This is a genomic window from Streptomyces sp. CA-250714 (assembly GCF_050936705.1).
GTDB lineage: Bacteria > Actinomycetota > Actinomycetes > Streptomycetales > Streptomycetaceae > Streptomyces.
This window is the reverse complement of sequence record NZ_JBNJMI010000002.1, coordinates 2,738,768-2,762,226: the sequence shown is the minus strand read 5'-3', so window position 1 is coordinate 2,762,226 and position 23,459 is coordinate 2,738,768. Positions and strand designations below refer to the sequence as shown.

Here is a 23,459-nt window from a genome sequence, read left to right as displayed (position 1 = left end):
TCCCGGGTCGGTGGCGGGGTGGGGGCGCGGACGGGTGTGCGCAGGCGCGCATATCCTGGCGGTCATGCTGACCATCACCCAGGAGCTGCACGACCGGATCGTCGCCCACGCCCGCGCGGACCACCCCGACGAGGCGTGCGGTGTGATCGCGGGACCGGTCGGCGAGGGCCGCCCCGAGCGCTTCATCCCGATGCTGAACGCGGCGCGCTCGCCCACCTTCTACGAGTTCGACTCGACCGATCTGCTCAAGCTCTACCGCGAGATGGACGACCGCGACGAGGAACCCGTCGTGATCTACCACTCGCACACCGCCACCGAGGCATACCCCTCCCGTACGGACATCTCCTACGCCAACGAGCCCGGTGCGCACTACGTCCTCGTCTCCACCGCCGAGTGCGGCAACGACGAGGGACCGTTCTCCTTCCGCTCATTCCGCATCGTGGACGGCGAGGTGACCGAGGAAGAGGTCCAGGTCGTCGAGAGCTACGGGGAACAGCTCGCCGAGACCCGCTGACCGGCGTCTTTGAGACGGATCGGTCCGCATCATGAAACTCACATCCGATTCCACCGCCGGGAATCGTTACGATGAGCCCATGGTTGTCCACGACGTGAGCGCATTCGAGAAGACCCCGGGCATGCTGCTCGTGGCGCGCCTGCACGTCGACCTGTGCCGCCTCGCCAGCGCGATCTGTCCACGGGCCTGACGCCTGCCCGCCAGGGCGGTCTGTCGCGCTGCCCGCCAGGGCCCGTCAGTACGCCCTGCCCGCGGTACGGGGCCCGCGCCGCGCCCGCAGCCGCCCTCCCCGGCCCACGGGCGGGAGGTCTCCCCGGCCCGCCGAACAGCCAGCCCTCTTTCCTCTCCGACGGGAGCACTCTCATGGCCATCGAGGTCCGCATTCCGACCATCCTCCGCACCTACACCGACGGCCAGAAGGCGGTCGAGGGCAGTGGCAGCACCATCGGCGAGCTCTTCGCCGACCTGGAGGCCCGGCACAGCGGAATCCAGGACCGCCTGGTGGACGGCGGCGAGCTGCGCCGCTTCGTGAACGTCTACCTCAACGACGAGGACGTGCGCTTCCTGGACGGCATCTCGACCAAGGTCAGCGACGGGGACAGTGTGACGATCCTGCCCGCCGTCGCCGGAGGAAGCATGCACAGCTTGCACGCGGGCCGGATGCGCTGATGCGCTACGACTCCCCGCTCGACGCGGTCGGCAACACCCCCCTCGTACGGCTCCCGAGGCTCTCGCCCTCCGAGGACGTACGGATCTGGGCGAAGCTGGAGGACCGCAACCCGACCGGCTCCGTCAAGGACCGTCCGGCCCTGCACATGGTCGAACAGGCCGAGAAGGACGGCCGGTTGCGGCCCGGGTGCACCATTCTGGAGCCGACCTCGGGCAACACCGGCATCTCGCTGGCGATGGCGGCCAGGCTCAAGGGCTACCGCATCGTCTGCGTCATGCCGGAGAACACCAGCGAGGAGCGCCGCCAGCTGCTGGCCATGTGGGGCGCGGAGATCATCTCGTCCCCCGCGGCGGGCGGCTCCAACACGGCGGTACGGGTGGCCAAGGAGCTGGCGGCCGAGCACCCGGACTGGGTGATGCTCTACCAGTACGGCAATCCGGACAACGCGGGCGCGCACTATGCCACCACGGGCCCCGAGATCCTCGCCGACCTGCCGTCGGTCACCCACTTCGTGGCGGGCCTGGGCACCACCGGCACGCTGATGGGCGCGGGCCGCTATCTGCGCGAGCACCGTCCTGACATCCGGATCGTCGCCGCCGAGCCGCGCTACGACGACCTGGTGTACGGGCTGCGCAACCTGGACGAGGGCTTTGTGCCCGAGCTGTACGACGAGTCCGTACTCACCACCCGCTTCTCGGTCGGCTCCGCGGACGCCGTCACCCGTACCAGGGAACTCCTCGCGCAGGAGGGTATTTTCGCCGGGGTCTCCACGGGTGCCGCGCTGCACGCCGCCATCGGGGTGGGCCGCAAGGCGCTCCGCGCCGGGGAGAGCGCTGACATCGTCTTCCTCGTCGCCGACGGCGGCTGGAAGTACCTGTCCACGGGCCTGTACACCGCCGACTCCGACGAGGCCGCCATCGCCACGGTGCAGGGCCAACTCTGGGCGTGAGGGCGAACGGGCCGGACAGGGCCCGGCGGAAGGCGATCGGCGAAACCGCGACGTTTGCATCGGGCCCAGCGGGGAACGGCGCTACCCCGGGCTGGTGATTCCGCCCACACCACCGCCCCATCGAGGAGCCACCCCGACCCGGGCGGCTTACGCTCGGAAGTCCCCTCGTCAACGACCTGGGGACTTCTCCAGCAGGCCGCCAACGGAGGTTCCCACTCCATGAAGCTCACCGTCGTCGGCTGTTCCGGGTCGTTTCCGTCCACGGAATCGGCCTGTTCGAGCTATCTCGTCGAGGCCGACGGTTTCCGGTTGCTCCTGGACATGGGCAACGGCGCGCTCGGTGAGCTCCAGCGGCACTGCGGCCTCTACGACCTCGATGTGATCGCGCTCAGCCATCTGCACGCCGACCACTGCATCGACATGTGCGGCTACTTCGTCGCCCGGTACTACCGGCACGAGGGCGGCCGTTGCGGGCCCATTCCGGTCTACGGCCCGCCCGGCACCGAGCAGCGGCTCACCACCGCGTACGCCGACACCCCGTCCGACTCGTCGATGAGCGAGGTCTTCAGCTTCCGTACGCTCGCCGCCGGCGGCAGCTTCGACGCCGGCCCGTTCCGGGTGCGTACGGAGCTGGTCGACCACCCGGTGGAGGCGTACGCCTTCCGGGTCGAGCACAAGGAGAGCGGGCGCGTCCTCACGTATTCGGGTGACACCGGCCCGTGTCCGCAGCTCGAACTCGCGGCCCGGGACGCCGATCTGTTCCTGTGCGAGGCGTCCTTCACGGACGGCAAGGAGCAGATCCCCGGCCTCCATCTGAACGGCCGGGAGGCCGGGGAGGTCGCCGCCCGGGCCGGTGCGGCCCGGCTGGTGCTCACCCACGTACCGCCGTGGACGGACCCGCAGATCAATCTGCGGGACGCGAAGGCGGTCTTCGCGGGCCCGGTCGAGCTCGCCCGGCCGGGGGCCGTGTACGAGATCTGAGCCCTCCGGCCGGCCGGGCTCCGGGTGAGCCGCGTAATGTCCCCTACCGCGTCACCCCTATCGGGTCACCTCATCCTCGATCTCCTCCGCGACCTCCTCCGGCTCCCGGCCCGGGGTCTTCAGATCGAACTTGGAGATCACGGCGCGGAAGATCACGTAGTAGACCGCTCCGAAACACAGCCCGATCGGGATGATCAGCCATGGCTTGGTGGCCAGGCTCCAGTTGATGACGTAGTCGATGAGTCCGGCCGAGAAGCTGAAGCCGTCGTGGACGCCGAGCCCCCAGGTCACCGCCATGGAGACGCCGGTCAGCAGCACATGGATGACGTACAGCGCCGGGGCGACGAAGAGGAACGAGAACTCGATCGGCTCGGTCACCCCGGTGACGAACGAGGTCAGTGCGGTCGAGAGCATCAGCCCGCCGACCACCTTGCGGCGCTCCGGGCGGGCCGCGTGTGTGATGGCCAGCGCGGCGGCGGGCAGCGCGAACATCATGATCGGGAAGAACCCGGACAGGAACTGGCCCGCGCTCGGGTCGCCGGCCAGGAAGCGGTTGATGTCGCCGTGCACGACCTCGCCGTCCGGCTTCTTGTAGCTCCCGAACTGGAACCACATGAAGGTGTTCAGGAACTGGTGCATGCCGATAGGGATGAGCGCCCGGTTGGCGACGCCGAAGATGCCCGCGCCCCAGGCGCCGAGGTCCGTCATCCACTTCGAGAAGCTGGTCAGCCCGTCACCGATCGGCGGCCACACCCACTGGCACAGCACAGCGAAGAACAGCGCGACGAAGGCCATGATGATCGGCACCAGCCGGCGGCCGTTGAAGAAGCCGAGCCAGTCCACGAGCTTCACCCGGTGGAACCGCTGCCAGAACCACGCCGACAGCAGCCCGACGACGATGCCGCCGAAGACGCCCGGGTTCTGGAAGGTCGCGGCGCCCGCGGCGGTGCCGTCCTTGGTCAGACAGGTGCGCTGCTCGGGGTCGAAGGTGGCGCCCGAGGGGCAGTCGGGGAACTGCTGGAGGATGTTGTAGTAGACGAGAAAGCCCGCGACGGCGGCCAGCGCGGTGGAACCGTCCGCCTTCTTGGCCATGCCGATGGCCACGCCGACACAGAACAGCAGCGGCAGTCCGAGCGCCGAATCCAGCAGGGCGCCGCCCGCGCCCTGGAAGACCTTGGCCACGTCCGTCCAGCCCAGCCCGTCGTCGCCGAAGATGTCCGGCTGGCCGAGCCGGTTGAGGATGCCGGCGGCCGGGAGCACCGCGATGGGGAGCTGGAGGCTGCGGCCCATCTTCTGCAGGCCCTGGAAGAAGGCCGAGCTCCATTTCCTCCCCGGCCCGGCTGCGGCGTTGGCGCTCACGACCTCCTCCTGACTGCAGCTGGCGCATAATGGTGTAGACCATTAATGGCGACGGGGCGAACGTCGTAACCGTCATGATTCGCCAGACGGCGTACCGGCGCTCGCATAGCTGGGCTGATCGTGGGCTAGCGTGACAAATCCGTCCGCGAACACAGGAGAACGACATGGCCAGCAAGGCTGAGAAGATCGTCGCCGGACTCGGCGGGCTCGACAATATCGAGGAGGTCGAGGGCTGCATCACCCGCCTCCGTACCGAGGTCAACGACGCCTCCCTCGTCGACGAGGCCGCACTGAAGGCCGCCGGCGCCCACGGCGTCGTCAAGATGGGCTCCGCGATCCAGGTGGTCATCGGCACCGACGCCGACCCCATCGCCGCCGAAATCGAAGACATGATGTGAGCCTCGCCCCTCTTCTGCTGAGGGGCTGCCCCTTCCCGCCGCCCGCAGGCCGCGGCCGCATCGTGGCCGATCGCGCAGTTCCCCGCGCCCCTTCGGGCCTGGGGGGCCTGGGGGCGAAGCCCCCAGCACCATGTCCGCCGCAACGGCGAGCAACCCCCACGGCGAGGGTCCGGCGGAAAGCGAAGGCACCGCAACCACCACGTTCGGCCAAGGCCCCCGCCCAGGGATACGCTCGCACGCATGTCACGTATCGACGGCCGCACGGCCGAGGAGCTACGACCCGTCACGATCGAGCGCGGTTGGAGCAAGCACGCGGAGGGCTCCGTCCTCGTCTCCTTCGGCGACACCCGGGTGCTGTGCACCGCCAGCCTGACCGAGGGCGTGCCGCGCTGGCGCAAGGGCAGCGGGGAGGGCTGGGTCACCGCGGAGTACGCCATGCTGCCGCGCGCCACCAACACCCGCGGCGACCGCGAGTCCGTGCGCGGCCGGATCGGCGGCCGTACCCATGAGATCTCCCGCCTCGTCGGACGCTCGCTGCGTGCCGTGGTGGACCACAAGGCGCTGGGCGAGAACACCATCGTGATCGACTGCGATGTGCTCCAGGCCGACGGCGGCACCCGCACCGCGGCGATCACCGGCGCGTACGTGGCGCTGGCCGACGCCATCGGCTGGGCGCAGGAGCACAAGATCGTCAAGGCCAGGGCCCAGCCGCTGACCGGTACCGTCTCCGCCGTCAGCGTCGGCATCGTCGACGGCGTACCGATGCTCGACCTGCGGTACGAGGAGGACGTGCGCGCCGAGACGGACATGAACGTGGTCTGCACCGGTGACGGCCGCTTCGTGGAGGTGCAGGGCACCGCCGAGGGGGCGCCGTTCGCCCGCGACGAGCTGAACGGACTGCTCGATCTGGCCGTCGCAGGCTGCGCCCAGCTCGACGGCGCGCAGCGCACCGCACTGGGGCGCTGAAGCGGAAGACGGCCCGGCGCGGCGCCGGGCCGAAGCGGGCGCCAGGGGGGAACTTTGCCCCCGCTTTACGCGTCTATCCGAGTGCGGGCCGCACGTGTCGCCGAACCGTGCGGCCCGACCAGTATCGGTTTCGGGAGGGGACGTAGAGGTGCCACGGAAGACCGTCACCGCAACAGCCGCTGCAGCGCTGGTCGTCGTACCACTGCTGGCGAGCTGCTCGGCCGTCGACAGGGCGCTGGACTGCGCCAACACCGCCTCGGCCGTCGCCCGTTCCGTCGACGACCTCCAGCAGGCCGCCTCCGACGCGAGCGAGGACCCCACCCAGGCGGACAAGGCCCTGGACCGGATCGACAAGAACCTCACCAAGATCGACAAGGAGACGGACGACGGCGATGTCGGCAAGTCCGTCTCCCGGCTGCGCGAGGCGGTCGACAGCGTCCGTTCCGACGTCGAGGCGGGCCGTACGCCACGGACCAAGCCGGTCTCCGACGCGGCCGACGAGCTGACGAAGGTCTGCTCCCCGGGCTGAGCCTCGCCCGGCGCCGCCCGCCCGGCCGGGCCCTCCCACCGACCGTCACGCGCCGGGCGGGCGCGATACTTGGTGGCCATGAGCACCAAGCGCCTGATCCTGGCCACCCGTAACGCCCACAAGGTCACCGAGCTGAAGGCGATCCTCGCCGACGCCGGCCTCGAACTGGACCTGGTGGGCGCCGACGCCTACCCCGAGGTGCCGGACGTCAAGGAGACCGGTGTGACGTTCGCGGAGAACGCCCTCCTCAAGGCACACGCCCTCGCGAAGGCCACCGAGCTGCCCGCCGTCGCGGACGACTCCGGTCTCTGTGTGGACGTGCTCGGCGGGGCGCCCGGCATCTTCTCCGCGCGCTGGGCCGGCCGGCACGGGGACGACAGCGCCAATCTGCAGCTGCTGCTCGCCCAGCTCGCCGACATCGACGCCGCCCACCGCGGAGCCCACTTCGAGTGCGCCGCGGCCCTCGCACTGCCCGACGGCACCGAACGCGTCGTCAGCGGCCGGCTGCGCGGCACCCTCCGGCACGCCCCCGCAGGCGACGGCGGCTTCGGCTACGACCCGATCCTCCAGCCCGACGGCGACACCAGGACCTGCGCCGAACTCAGCCCCGCGGAGAAGAACGCGATCAGCCACCGCGGCGAGGCGTTCCGCGCCCTCGTCCCCGCCGTTCAGGAACTGCTCCAACTCGGCTGAGACCACCCACGGTGCGCGAGGGGGGACTCGAACCCCCACGTCCGAAGACACCGGCACCTAAAGCCGTCCCGTCTACCAATTCCGGCACTCGCGCGCGCACGTATCGTACTGCGCCCGCATCCGGGTCCGCCGGGCCGGGGTGCGGGCCGGCAGCAGGCGGGCGGGGTCAGAAGGTGGGCTGGTTGGTTTCGGCGCGGGCCAGGGCGCGGGCCTCCTCATGGGTACTGACCGAGGGCGGTGAGCCCGCCAGCGGCTGCTGGGCCGTCTCCTTCATCAAGGCGACCGCGACGATGCCGAGGACTGCCGCGCCCGAGGCGTAGTAGGCGGGGGCCAGATTGTCGCCGGTGGTGTCGACCAGATACGTCATCACACCCGGCGCGGTGCCGCCGAAGACCGCGGTCGCCACGTTGTAGCCGATGGAGAGCGAGCCGTACCGCACATCCGTGGGGAAGAGCGCGGGCAGCGTCGCCGACATGGTGCCCAGCAGACACACCAGACAGGCGCCGAGCGCCAGCAGCCCGAGCAGCACCGCGCCGAAGCTGCCCTGCTGGAAGAGGGCGAAGGCGGGGATCGTCAGGACGAAGAAGCCGACCATGCCGGTCATCAGCACCGGCTTGCGGCCGAAGCGGTCGTTGAGGTGTCCCACCCGCTGGATCACCGCGGCCATCGCCACCATGGCGATGATGGCGGCGACCAGCTCCATCGAGTTCTCGTACCCGAGGGCGTCGGTCAGATAGGCGGGCATATAGGACAGGAGCATGTAGTCGGTGACGTTGTAGGCGGCCACCAGGCCGATGCAGAGCAGCAGCGTGCGCCACTGCTCGGCGAAGATCGACCTCAGCTCCTTCTGCGGCACGTTCTCCGACAGCCTCGGCTCGTTCGCCTCCACGGCGCTCGCCTCGGGGGAGTGCGACAGCTGCGCCGCCCGCTTCCGGAACGCCGGGGTCTCGTCCAGCCGCATCCGCAGATACAGACCGACGACCCCGATCGGGCCGCCCACCAGGAACGGGATGCGCCAGCCCCAGCGCAGCATCATGTCGTCGCCCAGCGCGGTGTTCAGCACCAGCACCAGCGCGGCCGCACCGGTGTATCCGGCAAGCGTGCCCAGCTCCAGGAAGCTGCCGAAGAAGCCGCGTCGCTTGTCCGGCGCGTACTCCGCGATGAAGGTGGCCGCGCCGCCGTACTCGCCGCCGGTGGAGAAGCCCTGCACCAGCCGGCACACCAGCAGCAGCACCGGCGAGGCCAGCCCGATGGAGCTGTAGGAGGGGATCAGGCCGATACAGAAGGTGCCGGCCGCCATCAGCACCATCGTCAGCGCCAGCACCTTTTTGCGCCCGATGCGGTCGCCGAGCGGACCGAAGAACAGTCCGCCCAGCGGCCGCACCAGGAACGAGGCGGCGAAGGCGGTGAACGAGGCCAGCAGTTGGGTGCTGCCGGCGGGGAAGAAGACCTTGCCGATGGTGACCGCGAGATAGGCGTAGATCCCGAAGTCGAACCACTCCATGGCATTACCGACAGCGGCGGCCTTGGTGGCGCGCTTGACCGTCGCCTCGTCCGTCACCGTGATGTCGCTACGGCGGACCTTCGGCGTCCGTCGGCGTCTGACGGCGCGGAAGAGGTGGCGGTGCCGCTTGAGGGCAGCCGGGTCCCGGGGCTGATCCTCGTGCTTCATCCCTCATGGGTACCACCGGCCCCACCTAGGCATACGCACCCCCGGCAGGCCACCGCGGCAGCCCGGCAGGATCACTCCGAAGCCAGCCCGAGGTCCTTGATCAGCTTGGCGACGTGCCCGGTGGCCTTCACGTTGTACAGCGCCCGCTCGACCTTGCCGTCCTCGTCCACGATCACCGTGGAGCGGATGACTCCGGTGACGGTCTTGCCGTACAGCTTCTTCTCGCCGAAGGCGCCGTACGCCTCCATCGTCTCCTTGCTCGGGTCGCCGACGAGCGTGACCTTCAGCGACTCCTTCTCACGGAATTTCGCCAGCTTCTCCGGCTTGTCCGGCGAGACGCCGATGACCTCGTACCCCTGCCCTGCCAGCAGTTCGAGGTTGTCGGTGAAGTCGCACGCCTGCTTCGTGCAGCCGGGGGTCAGCGCCGCGGGGTAGAAGTAGACGATCACCTTGCGGCCGCGGTGCTCGGACAGCGAGACGTCCTTGCCGTCGGCGTCGGGCAGCGTGAAGTCCGGGGCGGCGTCGCCGGGCTCGAGTCGTGGGCTCATCGGGGCTCCTTCGGGCAGTTGCGTTTCCTCAGGTGGCCACCGCGGTACCCACCGGTAATGCTGTACTTGTCCGTGGTGGACCCATGGCGGACCCACTCCGGTCCGAGCGTAGCCAACAGCCGTCGATCGGGGGTGCCATGGGGCGGCGGCACCGGCAAGCTGACAGGATGGCCGCTGACACACACGGTAGGACGCAGGACTGACAGCGACGGAGGCAGCTCGGTGCCGGAAGCCAGGACCCCCGCGGACATCGAGGCGGACATCATCCGCAGGCGGCAGGATCTCGCCGCCGCGCTGGACGAGATCGCCGTACGCGTTCATCCGAAGACCATCATCGGGGACGCCAAGGCCAAGGCGGCCGCCGCGGTGGACCGCACCGCCGGGCGGGCCTACGTCGTCGCCAACCGCACGGTCTCCGATGTGCGCGCCCAGTTCGTCAGCGAGGACGGCGCCCCCCGGCTGGAGCGGCTCGTGCCCGCCGCCGTGGTGGCCGTCGCCCTGGTCGGCGGCGCCCTCGCGCTCTCCTCCCGGCGCAAGCCCGCCGGCCGTCGCCGGGCTCGCCGCCACCACCACTGAGGCGCTGAGATACGGTCTTCCGGTGAGCCCAAAGACCCCTGCTTCCGCACACGATGACAAGCTGCCGATCCGCATGCTGCACGACCGCGTGCTCGTACGGACCGACAACAGCGAGGGCGAGCGCCGCTCCTCCGGCGGCATCGTGATCCCCGCCACGGCGGCCGTAGGACGCAAGCTGGACTGGGCCGAGGTGGTCGCCGTCGGCCAGAACGTACGGACGGTGGAGCCCGGGGACCGCGTGCTGTACGACCCGGAGGACCGCGCCGAGGTCGAGGTACGGGGGGTCGCGTACGTACTGATGCGCGAACGCGATCTGCACGCCGTCGCGGCGGAGCGCCTCCAGGACACCGCCGACTCGACGGGGCTGTACCTGTAAGCGCTCCGCGCCCCTCAACGCCGAGAATGTTTCCCGCCGGAGCGGTGGTGCCGGGAACTTTTCCCGCCGCAGCGGCGGCGCACCCCCGCCGGGGAGTCCGGCGGTGCCACTGAGCGTCGTCGTCGGCCTCGCGTTCGGGTCCGGGCGCTGACGGTCGTTCGGCACCGCCGATACCCCCGGTGGGGGTTCGCCGCCTTCGCGGCGGAAATTGCTTCCCGAAAAGGCTTCCCCGCCGGGAAGAGGCTTCCCGGCGGGGAGAGTGCTCGGCGGGGAGGGGGCTCCCCTTCGGCGGCGGCTTTCTACCAGCGGCGGACGCCCTGGCCGCCGCCGTTCCAGCCGGTGCCGGGATCGCCGTTGGCGTCGCCGCCGGGGGAGCCGGTTCCGCCGGTACCGCCGTCGGTGCCGCCCGGGTCACCGCCCGGATCGCCCCCGTCCACGCCGCCGATCTCCGGGATGCTCGGCCCCGGGCTGGACGGCGGCTGGGAGGTCGGCGGCTGCGGCGTCGAGGGGTCGTCGCTGGGCTGCTCGGTCTCGGACGGCTTGTCGCTCGGCTCGTTCGACGGCGGCTTCGTCGTCGGGGCCGAGCTCGGCGGCTGGGTGCCGGGCACGTTGCCGTTGCCCGCGGTGTCCAGGTCGAAGTCCTTGACCGGGCGGCCCTCCAGCGCCTTCTTCGTATAGGCGCCCCAGATCTCGGCCGGGTAGCCGCCACCGTTGACGCGCGGCTGGCCGCCCGCCCCGTACAGCGGCTCCTGGACGGCCGTCTTCGGGTTCTGGCCCATCACCGAGATGACGGTGGCCAGGTCCGGGGTGTAACCCGCGAACCAGGCGGCCTTGTCCTCCTCCGCGGTACCGGTCTTGCCGGCCGCCGGACGGCCGGCGGACTGCGCCGCCGTACCGGTGCCGCCCTGGACGACGCTGCGCAGCGTGGCCGTGGTGGAGTCGGCGGCGGCCCGGGACACGGCCTGCTTGGGCTCGTGGTCGGGCAGATTGACGACCTCACCGCCGCGGGTGGCCTTCTGCACCAGGCTGTAGTGGCCGTGCTTGCCGTGGTTGGCGAGCGTGGCGTACGCCTCGGCCATGTCCAGCGTCGAGGCGGTGGTGACGCCGAGCGCGATGGAGCCGTCAGGGGTGAAGTTGGGCACGGCCTCGGGCACGCCCAGATCGACCGCGGTCTCCTTGACCTTCTTGGGGCCGACGTCGATGCCCATCTGGGCGAAGACGCTGTTGACCGACTTGTCCATGGCGGTCGTGACCGGGATCTTCCCGTAGGAGCGCTGGTCCTCGTTGGCGGGCGCATAGCCGGTGCCCTGGCCGTTGCTCACCACCTCGCGCCTGTTGGTGCCGTCGTAGATGGTGTTCGCGCGGATGGGCCGGCCGTCCTGGGTGGTGGACTTGTGCTGGATGGCCGCGGTGAACAGGAACGGCTTGAACGTGGAGCCGACCTGGTAGTCCCGGCGCGTCGCGTTGTTCGTGTACTGCTTGGTGTAGCCGATGCCGCCGTACATCGCGACGACCTTGCCGGTCTTCGGGTCCACCGAGGCGCCGCCCGCGCGGACGTACTTGTCGACCTTGCGGTTCTTCTTGTCCAGCTGGGCCATCAGCTGCTTGTCGACGGCGTCCCGCATGGCCTTCTGCTTCTTCGGCTGGAAGGTGGTGGTGATCCGGAAGCCGCCGGCCGCCAGCCGCTGCTCATCGATGATCTTGTTGTTGATGAGGTAGTTCTTGACCGCCTCGACCAGATAGCCGCGCTCGCCCGACATGTTCCGCGGCGGCTTCACCCGGTCCGGCTCGGGGAACTTCATCTCCGCGCGCTCGCTCTTGCTGAGCCAGCCCTCCTTGACCATGCCGTCCAGCACGTACTCCCAGCGGGCGACGGCGCGCTCCTTGTTCTCCGGGTGGGCGCGGGTGTCGTAGGCGTTGGGCGAGTTGACCAGCGCGGCGAGATAGGCGCCCTCGGCCGCGGTCAGCTTGCTGACGTCCTTGCCGTAGTAGGCGTGCGCCGCCGACTGGATGCCGTAGGCGTTCCGGCCGAAGTAGCTGGTGTTGAGGTAGCCCTGAAGGATGTCGTTCTTGCTGACCTCGTTGTCCAGCTTCAGCGCGATGAAGAACTCCCTGGCCTTACGGGTGACCGTCTGGTCCTGGCTCAGGTAGTAGTTCTTCACGTACTGCTGGGTGATCGTCGAACCGGACTGGCGCTCTCCGCCGGTGACCATGTTCCAGCCGGCGCGGGCCATGGCCTGCGGGTCGACCGCGGACTCGTTGTAGAAGTCGCGGTCCTCGGCGGCCAGCACCGCGTGCTGCGTCTTCTTCGGCACCTGACCGAGCGTGATGTTCTCCCGGTTGATCTCGCCGTCCCGGGCGATCTGGGAGCCGTCCGAGTACAGGAAGACGTTGGTCTGCGCCGCTGCGGCGTCGTTCGGTGCCGGGATGCTCACCAGCAGATAGCCGGCGACCAGCGCGCCCGAGATCAGCAGGACGACCAGCAGGAGGCCGCCCAGCACCATCCGCCAGGTGGGCAGCAGCCGGCGCCAGCCGGTACGGCGGCGCTTCTGCTTCTTCGCCAGCTTCGCCGCCTTCTTCGCTTCCTTCTTGGCCTGTTTGCCGTTGTTCGCGGCGGAAGAGTTCGCCATGAGGCTGCCGCTCTCCTCAGGTGGGGGGCTGCCCCCCGCCGGGGCCTGCCCCACGGGCATGGCGGCAGTCGCGGCCGGTCCGGCCGGTGGTGGCGGGGTGGGCGGGGTGGACGCCGCCGGGGGAGTGGTCCGGTCGGACGGGCCGGCCGGCTCGCCGACTGCGGACCGCTCGCTGGGCGTGGACCGCTCGCTCGGCGTGGGCTTCTCCGGTGACGCGGATTTCTCCGGTGGCGCGGGCTGCCCACTGGACGCGGGCTTCTCCGGGGACGCGGGGTGCCCGCTGGACGCGGGCTCGTCCGGCGATGCCTGCTGCTCGCTCGGCGCGGGCTGCCCCGGCGCGGATATCCGGCGCTCACCTGTGGCGCCCGGCGCACTCGGCGCGGCAGGCTTCCCGGGCGAGCTGTCCCCTGCGCGCGGGGCGCTCGCGGCTTGCGAGCTGCCGCCTGCGGGCGAGGCGTTTCCGGCTTGCGGGCTCTTCTCGGCGTCCGGGCCGTTGCCGGCTTCCGGGCCCTTCCCGGTTTCGCGACCGTTCCCGGCCTTCGGGCCGTTGCCGGCTTGCGGGTCGTTCCCGGCCTGCGGGCCCTTCCCGGCTTCCGAGCCGTTTCCGGCTTCCGGGCCGTTGCCGGCGCGCGGGCCGCTCTCCGCTTGCGAGCTGCCCCCGGCGCGCGGGCCCTCACCGGCCTTCAGGCCGTCTTCCCCGCGGGAGCCGTCCGCGCCCCCCGGGCCGTGCTGGTTTTCGGAGCCCTGCTCGGCGGCCGCGGAGCGCTCTCCGGCGGCCTGGGATCTCTGCGTACTCTGCCCGGAAGTCCCCGCGTTCTGCTCAGCGGCCCCCGTGCTCTTCCCGGAGGCGGCGGCGGGCTTCCCCTCGGGGGTCTGCTCTGGCGGGCCGTCCGACTCCGGCTCCCGGCCTTCGGCGTCGCTGTTCGGCTCGTCACTCATGTATGCAGGGACTCCTCGTCCAATGGCGGGCGATGCTGGTACGCCCCGTAGAACACTGTCGCACCCTCCGAACCGGAGAACGCCGTCGGGGCCGTAGCCCGGCCCGGTGGATATTCGATGGTCACCCACCAGACCCGTGAACTAAGCTCGCTGGCTTCGCTCGCGCACGGTGCTCGCACGGAAGTGCTACTGGGAAGACGGTAGAGGGGCTCGAAAGGATGCATCTGCTCCGTCTCAATTTCGACGTAGCCCTCAGCGGCTTCCGGCGCTACGCCACCTACCGTGTCGCCACGGCAGCCGGCGTCTTCACCAACACCGTCTTCGGCTTCATTCTCGCCTATACGTTCATCGCCTTGTGGCACGAGCGCCCCCACCTCGGCGGCTACGACCAGAGCCAGGCGCTGACCTTCGTCTGGATCGGGCAGGCGATGCTGGCCAGCGCGGCGCTGATGGGCGGCGGATTTCAGGACGAATTCCACGAACGGATCCGGAACGGCGATGTCGCCATCGACCTCTACCGGCCGGTCGACCTCCAGCTGTGGTGGCTCGCCGCGGACCTGGGGCGGGCCGCGTTCCAGCTGCTGGGGCGCGGTGTGGTGCCGCTGGCCGTCGGCGCTCTCGCCTTCGATCTGGCGCTGCCGGCCTCCCCCTGGACGTGGCTGCTGTTCCTGCTCGCCGTGCTGCTGGCCATCGTGGTCAGTTTCGCGCTGCGCTATCTGTTCGCGCTGTGCGGCTTCTGGCTACTGGACGCGACCGGGATCAACGCCCTGTCCACCCTGCTGAGCCTCTTCTTCTCCGGGATGCTGCTGCCGCTGACCGTCTTCCCCGGCACCTTCGGCGAGACGGCGCGGCTGCTGCCGTGGTCGGCGACGCTCCAGGTGCCCGCCGATGTGCTGCTGGGCACCCACCCGGGCGGCGCGGCGGCGGGGCTCGCCTTCCAGGCGGGCTGGGCACTGGTGCTGCTGGTCGCGGGGCGGCTGCTCCAGACCGCCGCGACCCGCAAGGTGGTGGTCCAGGGTGGCTGACGTACTGCCGCGGTCCCGCGCCGCGCTGGGCCGGATGGCGTGGGGGGTGCGGGCCTATGGCTTCATCGCGGCGATGTGGGTGCGTTCGACGATGACGTACCGGGCCTCGTTCGTGATGATGCTGGCGGCCAACTTCGTGACGACGTTCCTCGACTTCGCCGCCATCATGATCATGTTCGCGCAGGTGGACGCGCTGGGCGGCTTCGCGCTGCCCGAGGTCGCCTTCCTCTACGGCACCTCCTGCGTCGCCTTCGGCCTGTCCGACCTGCTGCTGGGCACGGCGGAGCGGGTCGGCCGCCGGGTGCGCGACGGCACCATGGACGTCCTGTTGACCCGGCCCGTCCCCGTCCTCGCCCAGCTCGCCGCCGACCGCTTCGCGCTGCGCAGGCTGGGGCGGGTCATCCAGGGCTCGCTCGTGCTGGGCTGGTCCGTGTCCCGGCTGGAGCTGGAGTGGACACCGGGCAGGATCGCGCTGGTCTGCTCGATGGTGCTGTGCGGCGCCGCCATATTCGGCTGCATGTTCGTCATCGGCGGCGCCTTCCAGTTCTGGGCGCAGGACGCCTCCGAGGTGCAGAACGCCTTCACCTACGGCGGTACGACGCTGCTCCAGTACCCGCCCACCGTCTTCGGCAAGGAACTGGTGCGCGGGGTGACGTTCGTGGTGCCGCTGGCCTTCGTCAACTGGCTGCCCGCGCTGCGCGTACTGGGCCGGGACGATCCGCTGGGCCTGCCGGGCTGGGCCGACTTCGCGGCACCCGCCGTTGCACTGCTGTGCTGCGCGTTGACGGGCCTGGTGTGGCGGGCGGGACTGCGCGCGTACCGCAGCACAGGAAGCTGACAGACGACGGCAGACGGACGGCAGACGACAGAAAGGACGCAGCAGCAGTGGCCGACACGGACGGCGGGCTCATCGACGTACGGGACCTGACCAAGACCTTCACGGTGCGCCGTAAAACCGGCCTGCTGCGCCGTTCGGCGGGCGAGGTGCGGGCTGTCGACGGTATCTCCTTCACCCTGCGCCGCGGCGAGATGACCGGGTTCATCGGACCCAACGGCGCCGGAAAGTCGACCACCATCAAGATGCTCACCGGCATCCTCACCCCCAGTGGCGGGCGGCTGCGGGTGGCCGGGGTGGACCCGTGGCGCGAGCGCACCACGCTGGTGCGGCGTATCGGCGTCGTCTTCGGGCAGCGCACCACCCTGTGGTGGGATCTGCCGCTGCGCGACTCCTACGGACTGGTCCGCCGGATGTACCGCATTCCGCGGGCCCGCTTCGAGGAGAACCTGGCGCGCTGCGTGGAGCTGCTGGAGCTGGGCGATCTGCTGGACGTGCCGGTACGGCAGCTGTCGCTGGGCCAGCGGATGCGCGGTGACATCACCGCCGCGCTGCTGCACGACCCCGAGGTGCTCTATCTGGACGAGCCCACCATCGGCCTGGACGTCGTCAGCAAGGCCAGGGTGCGCCGGTTCCTGCTGGACCTCAACGCCGAGCGGGGCACCACCGTGCTGCTGACCACCCACGACCTGAGCGACATCGAGCAGCTGTGCAAGCGGGTGGTGGTCATCGACCACGGCCGCCTCATGTACGACGGCCCTCTCGCGGGCCTGCACGAGGTGGGCCGGGGCGAACGCACCCTGGTGGTCGACCTGGAGCACGAGCTGCCGCCCATCGAGGGCATCGCGGGCGCCCGTACGGTCCGCACGGAGGGCCCGCGGCAGTGGCTGGCCTTCCCCGCCTCCGCCAGCGCCGCCCCGCTGGTCTCCCAGCTGGCGGCGGAGTATCCGCTGGTGGATCTCTCCATCCGGGAGCCGGACATCGAGGACGTCATCGCCCGGATGTACGCGGGCTGAACCCGCGATCCCTCACAGCTTGGCGGGGCGGGCGCCCTTCAGCTTCTTCAGGTCGAGAGCCTGGGCCATCGCCTGGTACCCGTTGTCGCTGGGGTGCAGATGGTCGCCCGAGTCGTAGGCCGCGCGCAGCCGCTCGGGGTGCGCGGGATCCCGCAGCGCTGCGTCGAAGTCGACCACGTCGTCGTACACCTTCCCCTTACGGATCTCGGCGTTGACGGCCTGCCGGACGGCTTCCATGCGCGGGGTGTAGCCGCGGTGCCCGCCGAAGGGGGTGAGCGTGGCGCCGACGACGCGCAGCCCGCGCGTGTGCGCCTGCCGCACGATGTCCCGCAGGCCGTTGACGATCCGCTTCGGATCCCGCTGCCTGGGCGGTTTGATGATGTCGTTGAGGCCCATCTCCACGACGACGACCTTCACCCCGGTACGGGAGAGCACATCCCGGCTCATCCGCGTCAGCCCGCTCGGCCCGTTGTTGGGTGAGAACTTGCTGCCGTCGACCAGGACGCGGTTGCCGCTGATGCCCGAGTTGACGACGCTCAGCCGGGGCGCGTCCCGCTCGGTGCGCAGCCGTTCGGCGAGGAAGTCGGTCCAGCGCCGGTTGGCACCGGGGCTGGAGGTGATGCCGTCGGTGATCGAGTCCCCCAGCACCGCCACGGCACCCTGGGTCTCGGAGCTCCACACGTCCACCGCTGTGAGGTAACGCCAGTACGGGCTCTGCTGGTTGAAGGCCGTGCCGGAGGTGTCCTCGGCGCGGTCGCCCGCGGCCACATAGCTGGTCTGCCGTGCGTACGGGTGGTACGTCACAGGCCCGGAGGGGGTGGGCGAGTAGGTGGTGACCAGCAGGTCCGCGGCGTGCGGCACGTTGAGCCGCACGGCGTCGCTGGTGACCTCGCCGCCGGCCGGGATGGTGACCGAGGGCTTGTTGCCGAAGGTGAGGCGGCGCATGCTGCCGGCCGCGGCCGTGGGGTTGCTGGGGGCCGCGGCGAGGGCGACGCTCGCGTGGGTGATGGTCAGCGGGCGGTTGCCGAACAGGTTGGAGAGCTGCACACGGGCGCCCGTGCCGCCCACCGAGGTGTGCACGACGTTCCGTATCGACATGTTCGCGAAGCCGTCCCGGGTGTGCGGTTCGGCCGCCGCGGGCGCCGCCGACCAGGTGCCGACCCAGTTGCCCGAGGAGGCGGGCGCGGCCGGGTTACGCGCCTGGGGTGAGTTCTCGTCCAGCCCGTTGCCGTTGTTGCCCGCTCCGATGAATATCGCGGTCGAGACGAGGACCACGATCGCCGCCAGTCCGGCGAGCAGGGCATAGCCCATGTTCCTGGTCACGCGCGATGGTTCTCCTCGGGCTGCACGGAGCCCACGGCTCCGGATGGTCTGCGGTGCCATGATCCCACGATCGGGGCACGGCGCCTGTGCGGGGCCGTACGCCGGACGGGCAGTCGGTGGGTGTTCCCCCGGCACCTGGTCCTTGCTGACGTTGTTTCGCTACTGCCGCTCACACAGACGCGGAACACCCTTGCTCCGTTCCACTTGATGCCCCGGGAGGGAGAATGTCCCTCCCCGCGTTCGTTGGCGGATCGGGACGGGACCGGTGCTGCCGGGCAGTCCACGATTCCGGGATTTCCGCCGGTATTCGGGGCGTGGCCAGCGGCGATTCAGGGGGAGGGTGGGAGCGGATGGAACGGACGACCGAGGGCGAGCGGCCGGGAGGTGAGGATGCCCACGTGAGGGCGATCACACGCGGCAACGCCGTGGAACGGCAACTCACCGGATCCGGGGACCGGGCATTGGGCCACTCGGGTGCCGCGGGCGGCGCGGGCGCCGGGGGTGCTTCGGATGCCGCGGGTGGCGCGGGCGGTGCTTCCGGTGGTGCGGGCGGTGCGGGTGGTGGAGCCGGGGGCTCGGGGCCGCGCGGGCCGGGCGGGGTCGGTGGCTTCACCGCCGCCGACGAGGAGCGGCGGCGCGGAGTACGGCGAATGAAGACCATCGCCACCGGCGCGCTGCTGCTGATGGCCACCGTCTTCGCGCTGACCAAGTGGGCGGAGCACGCGGGTGCGGGCCCCTGGACCGGTTACGTGGCTGCCGCCGCCGAGGCCGGGATGGTGGGTGCGCTCGCCGACTGGTTCGCGGTCACGGCGCTCTTCCGGCATCCGATGGGGCTGCCGATCCCGCACACCGCGATCATCCCGACCAAGAAGGACCAACTCGGCCAGAGCCTCGGTGAATTCGTCGGGGAGAACTTCCTCTCCGCCGACGTCGTACGCGATCGGCTGCGTGCCGTCGGCATCAGCAGCAGGCTCGGCGCCTGGCTGGCTCAGCCCGACCACGCGGACCGGGTGACGGCCGAGCTGTCCACCGCGCTGCGCGGCGCGCTCACCGTGCTGCGGGACTCGGACGTCCAGGCCGTCGTCAGCGAGGCCATCACCCGCCGGGCCACCGCGAAAGAGGTGGCGCCGGGGCTGGGCACGATGCTGGAGAAGATCGTCACGGACGGCGGCCACCGCCGCGTGGTCGACCTGGTGTGCACCCGGGCCGCCGAGTGGCTGCGAGAGCACGGCGACTCGGTGATGGGCGCGGTAGCTGGGGGCGCGCCGGGCTGGACGCCGAAGTTCGTGGACCGGAAGGTCGGCGAGCGCGTCTACCGCGAACTGCTGCGCTTCGTCACCGAGATGCGGGACATGCCCGACCATCCCGCGCGGGGCGCCGTCGACCGTTTCCTCACCGACTTCGCCGCCGACCTCCAGTCCGACCCGGACACCCGCGCCCGGGTGGAACGGCTGAAGAACGAGACGCTGGCCCGCGACGAGGTGCAGGACCTGATCGCCTCGGTGTGGGGTGCCGTACGGGCCATGCTGGTGGCCGCCGCCGAGGACGAGCGCAGCGAACTGCGGATCCGGGCCCGGGCCGCACTGCTGTCGCTGGGCCAGCGGCTGTCGGCCGACGGGCGGCTGCGGTCCAAGGTGGACGGCTGGATCGAGGGCGCCGCGGTGTATCTGGTGACCACCTACCGGGACGAGATCACCTCGCTGATCTCCGAGACGGTCGCCGGCTGGGACGCCGAGCACACCTCGAAGAAGATCGAGGCCCATATCGGCCGGGACCTCCAGTTCATCCGGATCAACGGCACGGTCGTCGGCTCGCTGGCCGGGCTGGCGATCTACACGCTGGCCCGGCTGTTCGGGGTGTAGGCCCGCCTGCGGTTCCGTGCCATGGAAGCTACGGTCCAGTACGTGAACGCTCTCTTGTAGTTCTGAACGCCCTCTTGGAGGATCAGCTGATTCGCCTGGGAGGGAGAGTCACGTGAAACTGCTCCGCGTCGGACCCGCGGGAGCCGAGCGCCCCGCGCTGCTGGACGAGGACGGAACCCTGCGCGATCTGTCGGGGATCGTCCCGGACATCGACCCCGACCTGCTCGCCGACGGCGCCGCACTCGACCGGGTACGAGCGGCGGCCGCCGCCGGAAGGCTGCCCGAGATGGCGGCGGGCGACGGCCCCGAGGGGCTGCGGACCGGGCCGCCGCTGGCCCGGATCGGCAAGATCGTGTGCATCGGGCTGAACTACCACGACCACGCCCGGGAGACCGGCGCCGCGGTGCCGGAGGAGCCCATCGTCTTCATGAAGGCGCCCGACACCGTCGTCGGCCCCGACGACACGGTGCTGATCCCGCGCGGCAGCGAGAAGACCGACTGGGAGGTCGAACTCGCCGTCGTCATCGGCCGCACAGCTCGCTATCTGACCTCCCACGAGGAGGCGCTGTCCCACGTGGCCGGGTACGCGGTCGCCAACGATGTCTCCGAGCGCGCCTTCCAGATCGAGCGCGGCGGCCAGTGGGACAAGGGCAAGAACTGCGAGACGTTCAACCCGCTGGGGCCTTGGCTGGTGACCGCCGACGACGTGCCGGACCCGCAGGCGCTCGGGATGCGCCTTTGGGTCAACGGCGAGTTGCGGCAGGACGGCAGCACCGCGGATCAGATCTTCTCCGTCGCCGAAGTCGTGCGCTACCTCAGCCACTTCATGACGCTTTACCCCGGCGACGTCATCTCCACCGGCACCCCCGCCGGCGTCGCCATGGGAATGCCCGACCCCAAGCCGTATTTGAGGGACGGCGATGTGGTGGAGCTCGAAATCGCGGGCCTCGGCCGCCAACGCCAGGTCATGAAATCGGCGTAGCCGCCGACTGCACTGCGCTGCGCTGCGCTTTGGGAGGGCTCCGCTTGATCTGCGCTTGGGGGGTCTGCGCCTGACCTGCGCTTTGGGAGGGCTGCGCATGAGCTGCGCTTGGGAGGTCTGCGCCAGAGGCGCAGGGCTGGCAAGCGCAGCACCGGCCACCGGGCCGCACCCGGCGACGATGCGTCGGCTCCCCGCCGCGGGTGCGCGCCGTTTCGTTGCCGTCCGCGGGCCGGTGGGCTGCGCTTGCCCACCCTGCACCCCTGGCGCAGACTGCCCAAGCGCAATTTCGGCTTACGCGCCCTGCGCAAACGTGCGTGCCGTTTCCAGTACCTGAAGCGTGGCCGCCGCTTCGTGGGCGGTGACCGGCGGCGGCGTACCGTCGCGCAGCGCACAGGCGACGGCGTCGTAGAACGCGGGGTAGTCACCGTCCAACGTGGGCACCGTACGAAGTTCGTCGGGGGCGTCCTGGGCGCCGAGGACCCCCCAGGACTCCTCGGGTTCCACGCCCCAGGGAACCCCCTCGGCGGGGCGGGCGCCCGCGCGAAGGGCGTTCTCCTGCGGATCGAGGCCGTACTTCACATACGCGGCCCGGCTGCCCAGCACCCGGAAGCGTGGGCCCAGCTGGGCCGCCGTGGCGCTCATCCACAGGTGTGAGCGGACGCCGTTCTCATGGGTGATGGCGATGAAGGTGTCGTCGTCTGCCTCGGCACCCGCGCGCCGTACGTCCGACTCCGCGTAGACGGACGCGGCCGGGCCGAAGAGGGTCAGTGCCTGGTCGACGAGGTGGCTGCCCAGATCGTAGAGGAGCCCGCCCACTTCCTCCGGGTCGCCCGACTCGCGCCAGCCGCCCTTGAGCCGGGGCCGCCAGCGCTCGAACCGGGACTCGAAGCGGAAAACATCGCCCAGCGCGTCCTGGCCCAGCAGCGAGCGCAGAGTACGGAAGTCGTTGTCCCAGCGGCGGTTCTGGAACGGCGCCAGCAGGAGCCCGCGCGACTCGGCCTTCGCCGCCAGCTCCCGGGCCTCCGCTGCGGTGGGCGCCAGCGGCTTGTCCACCACGACGGGCAGCCCCGCGTCCAGCGCACGGTGCGCCAGCGGTACGTGGGTGCGGTTCGGGGTGGCGACCACCACCAGGTCGAATCTGTCCGCGTCCGCGAAAAGTTCGTCCGCCGACGCGACCGTGCGCACCTCACCGTCCGGGCCGCCGGCCTCCCGTGCGTGCTTCTGGCGCTCCGGGTCCGAGGTGACGACGGTGTCCAGGGCGAGCCCCGGCGTGGTGGCGATCAGCGGGGCGTGAAAGACCGATCCGGCCAGGCCGTAGCCGAGCAGCCCGACGCGGAGCGGCGTGACGGTGGTGTCCATGCGGTTCATGCCCCCACCCTTGCAAAGCCCGCCCACCGGAGCACGCACCCGCCCCAGTCATCCCTCGCCCACGCGGAGCTGCCGCCCAACGTCCGCATTTGGATGTGCGCTTGTGGCCCCGGCACAACGGCGAGGTGAACGCGGCGCGGAACCTCTGTCGGCGGAACTGCCTGCCGACTGCCGCAGACGATGCTCTACGGAGCGGTAACAAGTCGCACCGTCGCGCCCGGGCACCCGACGCACTCGGCGGCGTACGTCTCGGCTGACCAGCACCGGTTGCTGCCGTTACGCTGAGCGCGGCGGCCGGTTTCGTGCCTCGGCGTAGCGGCACATCCCCGTCGGCCGGACCACCACGACCTGGCAGGAGTCCATCCGTGGCAGAGCGCAAGCCCATCGAGTCCTGGCTCACCGACATGGACGGTGTGCTGATGCACGAGGGAATCCCCGTCCCCGGCGCCGACTCGTTCATCAAGCGGCTCAAGGAGTCGGGGCGGCCGTTCCTGGTGCTCACCAACAACTCCATGTACACCCCTCGCGACCTGCACGCACGGCTGTCCCGTATCGGGCTGAACGTGCCGACGGAGAACATCTGGACCTCCGCGCTGGCCACCGCGCAGTTCCTGGACGACCAGCGCCCGCGCGGCACCGCCTATGTGATCGGGGAGGCCGGGCTGACGACGGCCCTGCACGACATCGGGTACGTCCTCTCCGACGCCGACCCCGACTACGTCGTCCTCGGCGAGACCCGCACCTACAGCTTCGAGGCGCTGACCCGGGCCATCAGGCTCATCAACGACGGCGCGCGCTTCATCGCCACCAACCCCGACGAGACCGGCCCCTCGGCCGAGGGTGCGCTGCCCGCCACCGGCTCGGTCGCGGCCCTCATCACCAAGGCCACAGGCCAGCACCCCTACTTCGTCGGCAAGCCCAACCCGCTGATGATGCGCGCCGGGCTCAACGCGATCGGCGCCCACTCCGAGACCAGCGCCATGATCGGCGACCGGATGGACACCGATGTCCGTGCCGGTATGGAGGCCGGTCTGGAGACCTTCCTGGTGCTGACAGGGCTGACCCGCCCCGACGAGATCGAGCGCTACCCCTACCGCCCCTCCAGCGTCGTCGACTCGATCGCGGACCTCGTCGACCGGATCTGAGGCGCGGAGGTCCACAACCGGATCCGCGGCGGGGCGGGCCCGAAGCGGGGGCCGCACGGTTCTGCGGCTGGGCCGAAGCCGGGCCGAGGCCGGATGCTCGGGC

23 protein-coding genes and 1 tRNA gene are annotated in these 23,459 nt (G+C 70.6%); 17 read left to right on the top strand and 7 right to left on the bottom strand.

What is annotated here, in order from left to right; all coding sequences use genetic code 11:
* Nucleotides 1-64 precede the first annotated feature (64 nt).
* From ACQEU8_RS31265 to ACQEU8_RS31245, 5 genes are all read left to right on the top strand, one after another.
* Nucleotides 65-514, top strand: a complete 450-nt coding sequence (locus ACQEU8_RS31265; RefSeq protein WP_433107039.1) for a Mov34/MPN/PAD-1 family protein — start codon at nucleotides 65-67, stop codon at nucleotides 512-514.
* A gap of 79 nt (nucleotides 515-593) precedes the next feature.
* On the top strand, nucleotides 594-704 hold the full coding sequence (locus tag ACQEU8_RS31260; RefSeq protein WP_433107037.1) for a putative leader peptide: 111 nt from the start codon (nucleotides 594-596) through the stop codon (nucleotides 702-704).
* A gap of 173 nt (nucleotides 705-877) precedes the next feature.
* Nucleotides 878-1,183, top strand: coding sequence for a MoaD/ThiS family protein (locus ACQEU8_RS31255; protein WP_433107035.1), 306 nt, complete (start codon nucleotides 878-880; stop codon nucleotides 1,181-1,183).
* The gene (locus ACQEU8_RS31250) at nucleotides 1,183-2,133 is read left to right on the top strand and encodes a PLP-dependent cysteine synthase family protein (RefSeq protein ID WP_433107033.1); all 951 of its coding nucleotides are present in this window, start codon (nucleotides 1,183-1,185) and stop codon (nucleotides 2,131-2,133) included. Before ACQEU8_RS31255 ends, ACQEU8_RS31250 begins: the two co-directional genes overlap by 1 nt.
* A gap of 219 nt (nucleotides 2,134-2,352) precedes the next feature.
* Nucleotides 2,353-3,114 carry an MBL fold metallo-hydrolase gene (locus ACQEU8_RS31245; RefSeq protein WP_433107031.1) on the top strand — a complete coding sequence of 254 codons (762 nt, stop codon included), beginning with the start codon at nucleotides 2,353-2,355 and terminating at the stop codon, nucleotides 3,112-3,114.
* Between the two features lie 57 nt (nucleotides 3,115-3,171).
* On the opposite strand, the gene ACQEU8_RS31240 is transcribed toward ACQEU8_RS31245, so the two are convergent.
* Entirely contained in the window at nucleotides 3,172-4,473 is a 1,302-nt protein-coding gene (locus ACQEU8_RS31240) for a PTS transporter subunit EIIC (protein ID WP_433107029.1), read from the bottom strand.
* A 164-nt stretch (nucleotides 4,474-4,637) separates the two neighbouring features.
* On the opposite strand from ACQEU8_RS31240, the gene ACQEU8_RS31235 reads away from it, so the two are divergent.
* The 4 genes from ACQEU8_RS31235 (at nucleotide 4,638) to rdgB (ending at nucleotide 7,059) form a co-directional block, all read left to right on the top strand.
* A complete protein-coding gene (locus ACQEU8_RS31235; RefSeq protein WP_099881286.1) occupies nucleotides 4,638-4,871 on the top strand; it encodes a glucose PTS transporter subunit EIIB in 234 nt (77 codons plus the stop codon).
* A 240-nt stretch (nucleotides 4,872-5,111) separates the two neighbouring features.
* Complete coding sequence (gene rph / locus ACQEU8_RS31230) at nucleotides 5,112-5,837, top strand: ribonuclease PH (RefSeq protein ID WP_433107026.1); 726 nt, start codon at nucleotides 5,112-5,114, stop codon at nucleotides 5,835-5,837.
* Between the two features lie 148 nt (nucleotides 5,838-5,985).
* The gene (locus tag ACQEU8_RS31225) at nucleotides 5,986-6,366 is read left to right on the top strand and encodes a hypothetical protein (RefSeq protein WP_433107024.1); all 381 of its coding nucleotides are present in this window, start codon (nucleotides 5,986-5,988) and stop codon (nucleotides 6,364-6,366) included.
* A gap of 78 nt (nucleotides 6,367-6,444) precedes the next feature.
* On the top strand, nucleotides 6,445-7,059 hold the full coding sequence (gene rdgB / locus ACQEU8_RS31220) for an RdgB/HAM1 family non-canonical purine NTP pyrophosphatase (RefSeq protein WP_433107022.1): 615 nt from the start codon (nucleotides 6,445-6,447) through the stop codon (nucleotides 7,057-7,059).
* Nucleotides 7,060-7,071: 12 nt separating this feature from the next.
* Here the strand turns inward: rdgB and ACQEU8_RS31215 are convergent.
* The 3 genes from ACQEU8_RS31215 to bcp form a co-directional block, all read right to left on the bottom strand.
* Nucleotides 7,072-7,153, bottom strand: a tRNA-Leu gene (locus tag ACQEU8_RS31215).
* A gap of 72 nt (nucleotides 7,154-7,225) precedes the next feature.
* Nucleotides 7,226-8,731 carry an MFS transporter gene (locus ACQEU8_RS31210; protein WP_433107020.1) on the bottom strand — a complete coding sequence of 502 codons (1,506 nt, stop codon included), beginning with the start codon at nucleotides 8,729-8,731 and terminating at the stop codon, nucleotides 7,226-7,228.
* Nucleotides 8,732-8,802: 71 nt separating this feature from the next.
* Nucleotides 8,803-9,279, bottom strand: a complete 477-nt coding sequence (gene bcp / locus ACQEU8_RS31205) for a thioredoxin-dependent thiol peroxidase (protein ID WP_433107018.1) — start codon at nucleotides 9,277-9,279, stop codon at nucleotides 8,803-8,805.
* Between the two features lie 222 nt (nucleotides 9,280-9,501).
* Between bcp and ACQEU8_RS31200 the strand changes: the two genes are divergently transcribed.
* Together ACQEU8_RS31200 and ACQEU8_RS31195 are read left to right on the top strand one after the other, a co-directional pair.
* Nucleotides 9,502-9,855, top strand: coding sequence for a DUF3618 domain-containing protein (locus tag ACQEU8_RS31200; RefSeq protein ID WP_433107016.1), 354 nt, complete (start codon nucleotides 9,502-9,504; stop codon nucleotides 9,853-9,855).
* Nucleotides 9,856-9,928: 73 nt separating this feature from the next.
* Entirely contained in the window at nucleotides 9,929-10,231 is a 303-nt protein-coding gene (locus ACQEU8_RS31195) for a GroES family chaperonin (RefSeq protein ID WP_433108854.1), read from the top strand.
* A 299-nt stretch (nucleotides 10,232-10,530) separates the two neighbouring features.
* On the opposite strand, the gene ACQEU8_RS31190 is transcribed toward ACQEU8_RS31195, so the two are convergent.
* Nucleotides 10,531-13,800 carry a transglycosylase domain-containing protein gene (locus ACQEU8_RS31190; protein WP_433107014.1) on the bottom strand — a complete coding sequence of 1,090 codons (3,270 nt, stop codon included), beginning with the start codon at nucleotides 13,798-13,800 and terminating at the stop codon, nucleotides 10,531-10,533.
* Between the two features lie 218 nt (nucleotides 13,801-14,018).
* On the opposite strand from ACQEU8_RS31190, the gene ACQEU8_RS31185 reads away from it, so the two are divergent.
* From ACQEU8_RS31185 to ACQEU8_RS31175, 3 genes are read left to right on the top strand one after another with little or no spacing between them, the layout of a single operon-like run.
* Nucleotides 14,019-14,825 (top strand): ABC transporter permease, encoded by an 807-nt coding sequence (locus tag ACQEU8_RS31185; RefSeq protein WP_433107012.1) that lies wholly within the window; start codon nucleotides 14,019-14,021, stop codon nucleotides 14,823-14,825.
* A 34-nt stretch (nucleotides 14,826-14,859) separates the two neighbouring features.
* The gene (locus tag ACQEU8_RS31180) at nucleotides 14,860-15,663 is read left to right on the top strand and encodes an ABC transporter permease (protein ID WP_433108852.1); all 804 of its coding nucleotides are present in this window, start codon (nucleotides 14,860-14,862) and stop codon (nucleotides 15,661-15,663) included.
* A gap of 47 nt (nucleotides 15,664-15,710) precedes the next feature.
* Nucleotides 15,711-16,676, top strand: coding sequence for an ABC transporter ATP-binding protein (locus ACQEU8_RS31175; RefSeq protein ID WP_433107010.1), 966 nt, complete (start codon nucleotides 15,711-15,713; stop codon nucleotides 16,674-16,676).
* Between the two features lie 12 nt (nucleotides 16,677-16,688).
* Here ACQEU8_RS31175 and ACQEU8_RS31170 read toward each other — a convergent pair whose 3' ends face one another.
* The gene (locus ACQEU8_RS31170; RefSeq protein WP_433108850.1) at nucleotides 16,689-17,987 is read right to left on the bottom strand and encodes an SGNH/GDSL hydrolase family protein; all 1,299 of its coding nucleotides are present in this window, start codon (nucleotides 17,985-17,987) and stop codon (nucleotides 16,689-16,691) included.
* A 362-nt stretch (nucleotides 17,988-18,349) separates the two neighbouring features.
* On the opposite strand from ACQEU8_RS31170, the gene ACQEU8_RS31165 reads away from it, so the two are divergent.
* Both ACQEU8_RS31165 and ACQEU8_RS31160 read left to right on the top strand, forming a co-directional pair.
* Nucleotides 18,350-19,861: a DUF445 domain-containing protein gene (locus tag ACQEU8_RS31165; protein ID WP_433107008.1), complete on the top strand. Its 1,512-nt coding sequence runs from the start codon at nucleotides 18,350-18,352 to the stop codon at nucleotides 19,859-19,861.
* 112 nt (nucleotides 19,862-19,973) lie between these two features.
* On the top strand, nucleotides 19,974-20,843 hold the full coding sequence (locus tag ACQEU8_RS31160) for a fumarylacetoacetate hydrolase family protein (RefSeq protein WP_433107006.1): 870 nt from the start codon (nucleotides 19,974-19,976) through the stop codon (nucleotides 20,841-20,843).
* A 291-nt stretch (nucleotides 20,844-21,134) separates the two neighbouring features.
* Here the strand turns inward: ACQEU8_RS31160 and ACQEU8_RS31155 are convergent, their stop codons facing one another.
* Nucleotides 21,135-22,211, bottom strand: coding sequence for a Gfo/Idh/MocA family oxidoreductase (locus ACQEU8_RS31155; RefSeq protein WP_433107004.1), 1,077 nt, complete (start codon nucleotides 22,209-22,211; stop codon nucleotides 21,135-21,137).
* 365 nt (nucleotides 22,212-22,576) lie between these two features.
* On the opposite strand from ACQEU8_RS31155, the gene ACQEU8_RS31150 reads away from it, so the two are divergent.
* Nucleotides 22,577-23,356 carry an HAD-IIA family hydrolase gene (locus tag ACQEU8_RS31150; RefSeq protein WP_433107002.1) on the top strand — a complete coding sequence of 260 codons (780 nt, stop codon included), beginning with the start codon at nucleotides 22,577-22,579 and terminating at the stop codon, nucleotides 23,354-23,356.
* Nucleotides 23,357-23,459: the final 103 nt, after the last annotated feature.

Excerpts from the sequence above, each read along its gene's own strand:
- ACQEU8_RS31265 (WP_433107039.1), top strand. The coding sequence starts at position 65 with ATGCTGACCATCACCCAGGAGCTGCACGACCGGATCGTCGCCCACGCC.
- ACQEU8_RS31260 (WP_433107037.1), top strand. The coding sequence starts at position 594 with ATGGTTGTCCACGACGTGAGCGCATTCGAGAAGACCCCGGGCATGCTG.
- ACQEU8_RS31255 (WP_433107035.1), top strand. The coding sequence starts at position 878 with ATGGCCATCGAGGTCCGCATTCCGACCATCCTCCGCACCTACACCGAC.
- ACQEU8_RS31250 (WP_433107033.1), top strand. The coding sequence starts at position 1,183 with ATGCGCTACGACTCCCCGCTCGACGCGGTCGGCAACACCCCCCTCGTA.
- ACQEU8_RS31245 (WP_433107031.1), top strand. The coding sequence starts at position 2,353 with ATGAAGCTCACCGTCGTCGGCTGTTCCGGGTCGTTTCCGTCCACGGAA.
- ACQEU8_RS31235 (WP_099881286.1), top strand. The coding sequence starts at position 4,638 with ATGGCCAGCAAGGCTGAGAAGATCGTCGCCGGACTCGGCGGGCTCGAC.
- rph (WP_433107026.1), top strand. The coding sequence starts at position 5,112 with ATGTCACGTATCGACGGCCGCACGGCCGAGGAGCTACGACCCGTCACG.
- rdgB (WP_433107022.1), top strand. The coding sequence starts at position 6,445 with ATGAGCACCAAGCGCCTGATCCTGGCCACCCGTAACGCCCACAAGGTC.
- ACQEU8_RS31210 (WP_433107020.1), bottom strand. The coding sequence starts at position 8,731 with ATGAAGCACGAGGATCAGCCCCGGGACCCGGCTGCCCTCAAGCGGCAC.
- bcp (WP_433107018.1), bottom strand. The coding sequence starts at position 9,279 with ATGAGCCCACGACTCGAGCCCGGCGACGCCGCCCCGGACTTCACGCTG.
- ACQEU8_RS31195 (WP_433108854.1), top strand. The coding sequence starts at position 9,929 with ATGCTGCACGACCGCGTGCTCGTACGGACCGACAACAGCGAGGGCGAG.
- ACQEU8_RS31190 (WP_433107014.1), bottom strand. The coding sequence starts at position 13,800 with ATGAGTGACGAGCCGAACAGCGACGCCGAAGGCCGGGAGCCGGAGTCG.
- ACQEU8_RS31185 (WP_433107012.1), top strand. The coding sequence starts at position 14,019 with ATGCATCTGCTCCGTCTCAATTTCGACGTAGCCCTCAGCGGCTTCCGG.
- ACQEU8_RS31180 (WP_433108852.1), top strand. The coding sequence starts at position 14,860 with ATGGCGTGGGGGGTGCGGGCCTATGGCTTCATCGCGGCGATGTGGGTG.
- ACQEU8_RS31170 (WP_433108850.1), bottom strand. The coding sequence starts at position 17,987 with ATGGGCTATGCCCTGCTCGCCGGACTGGCGGCGATCGTGGTCCTCGTC.
- ACQEU8_RS31165 (WP_433107008.1), top strand. The coding sequence starts at position 18,350 with ATGGAACGGACGACCGAGGGCGAGCGGCCGGGAGGTGAGGATGCCCAC.
- ACQEU8_RS31155 (WP_433107004.1), bottom strand. The coding sequence starts at position 22,211 with ATGAACCGCATGGACACCACCGTCACGCCGCTCCGCGTCGGGCTGCTC.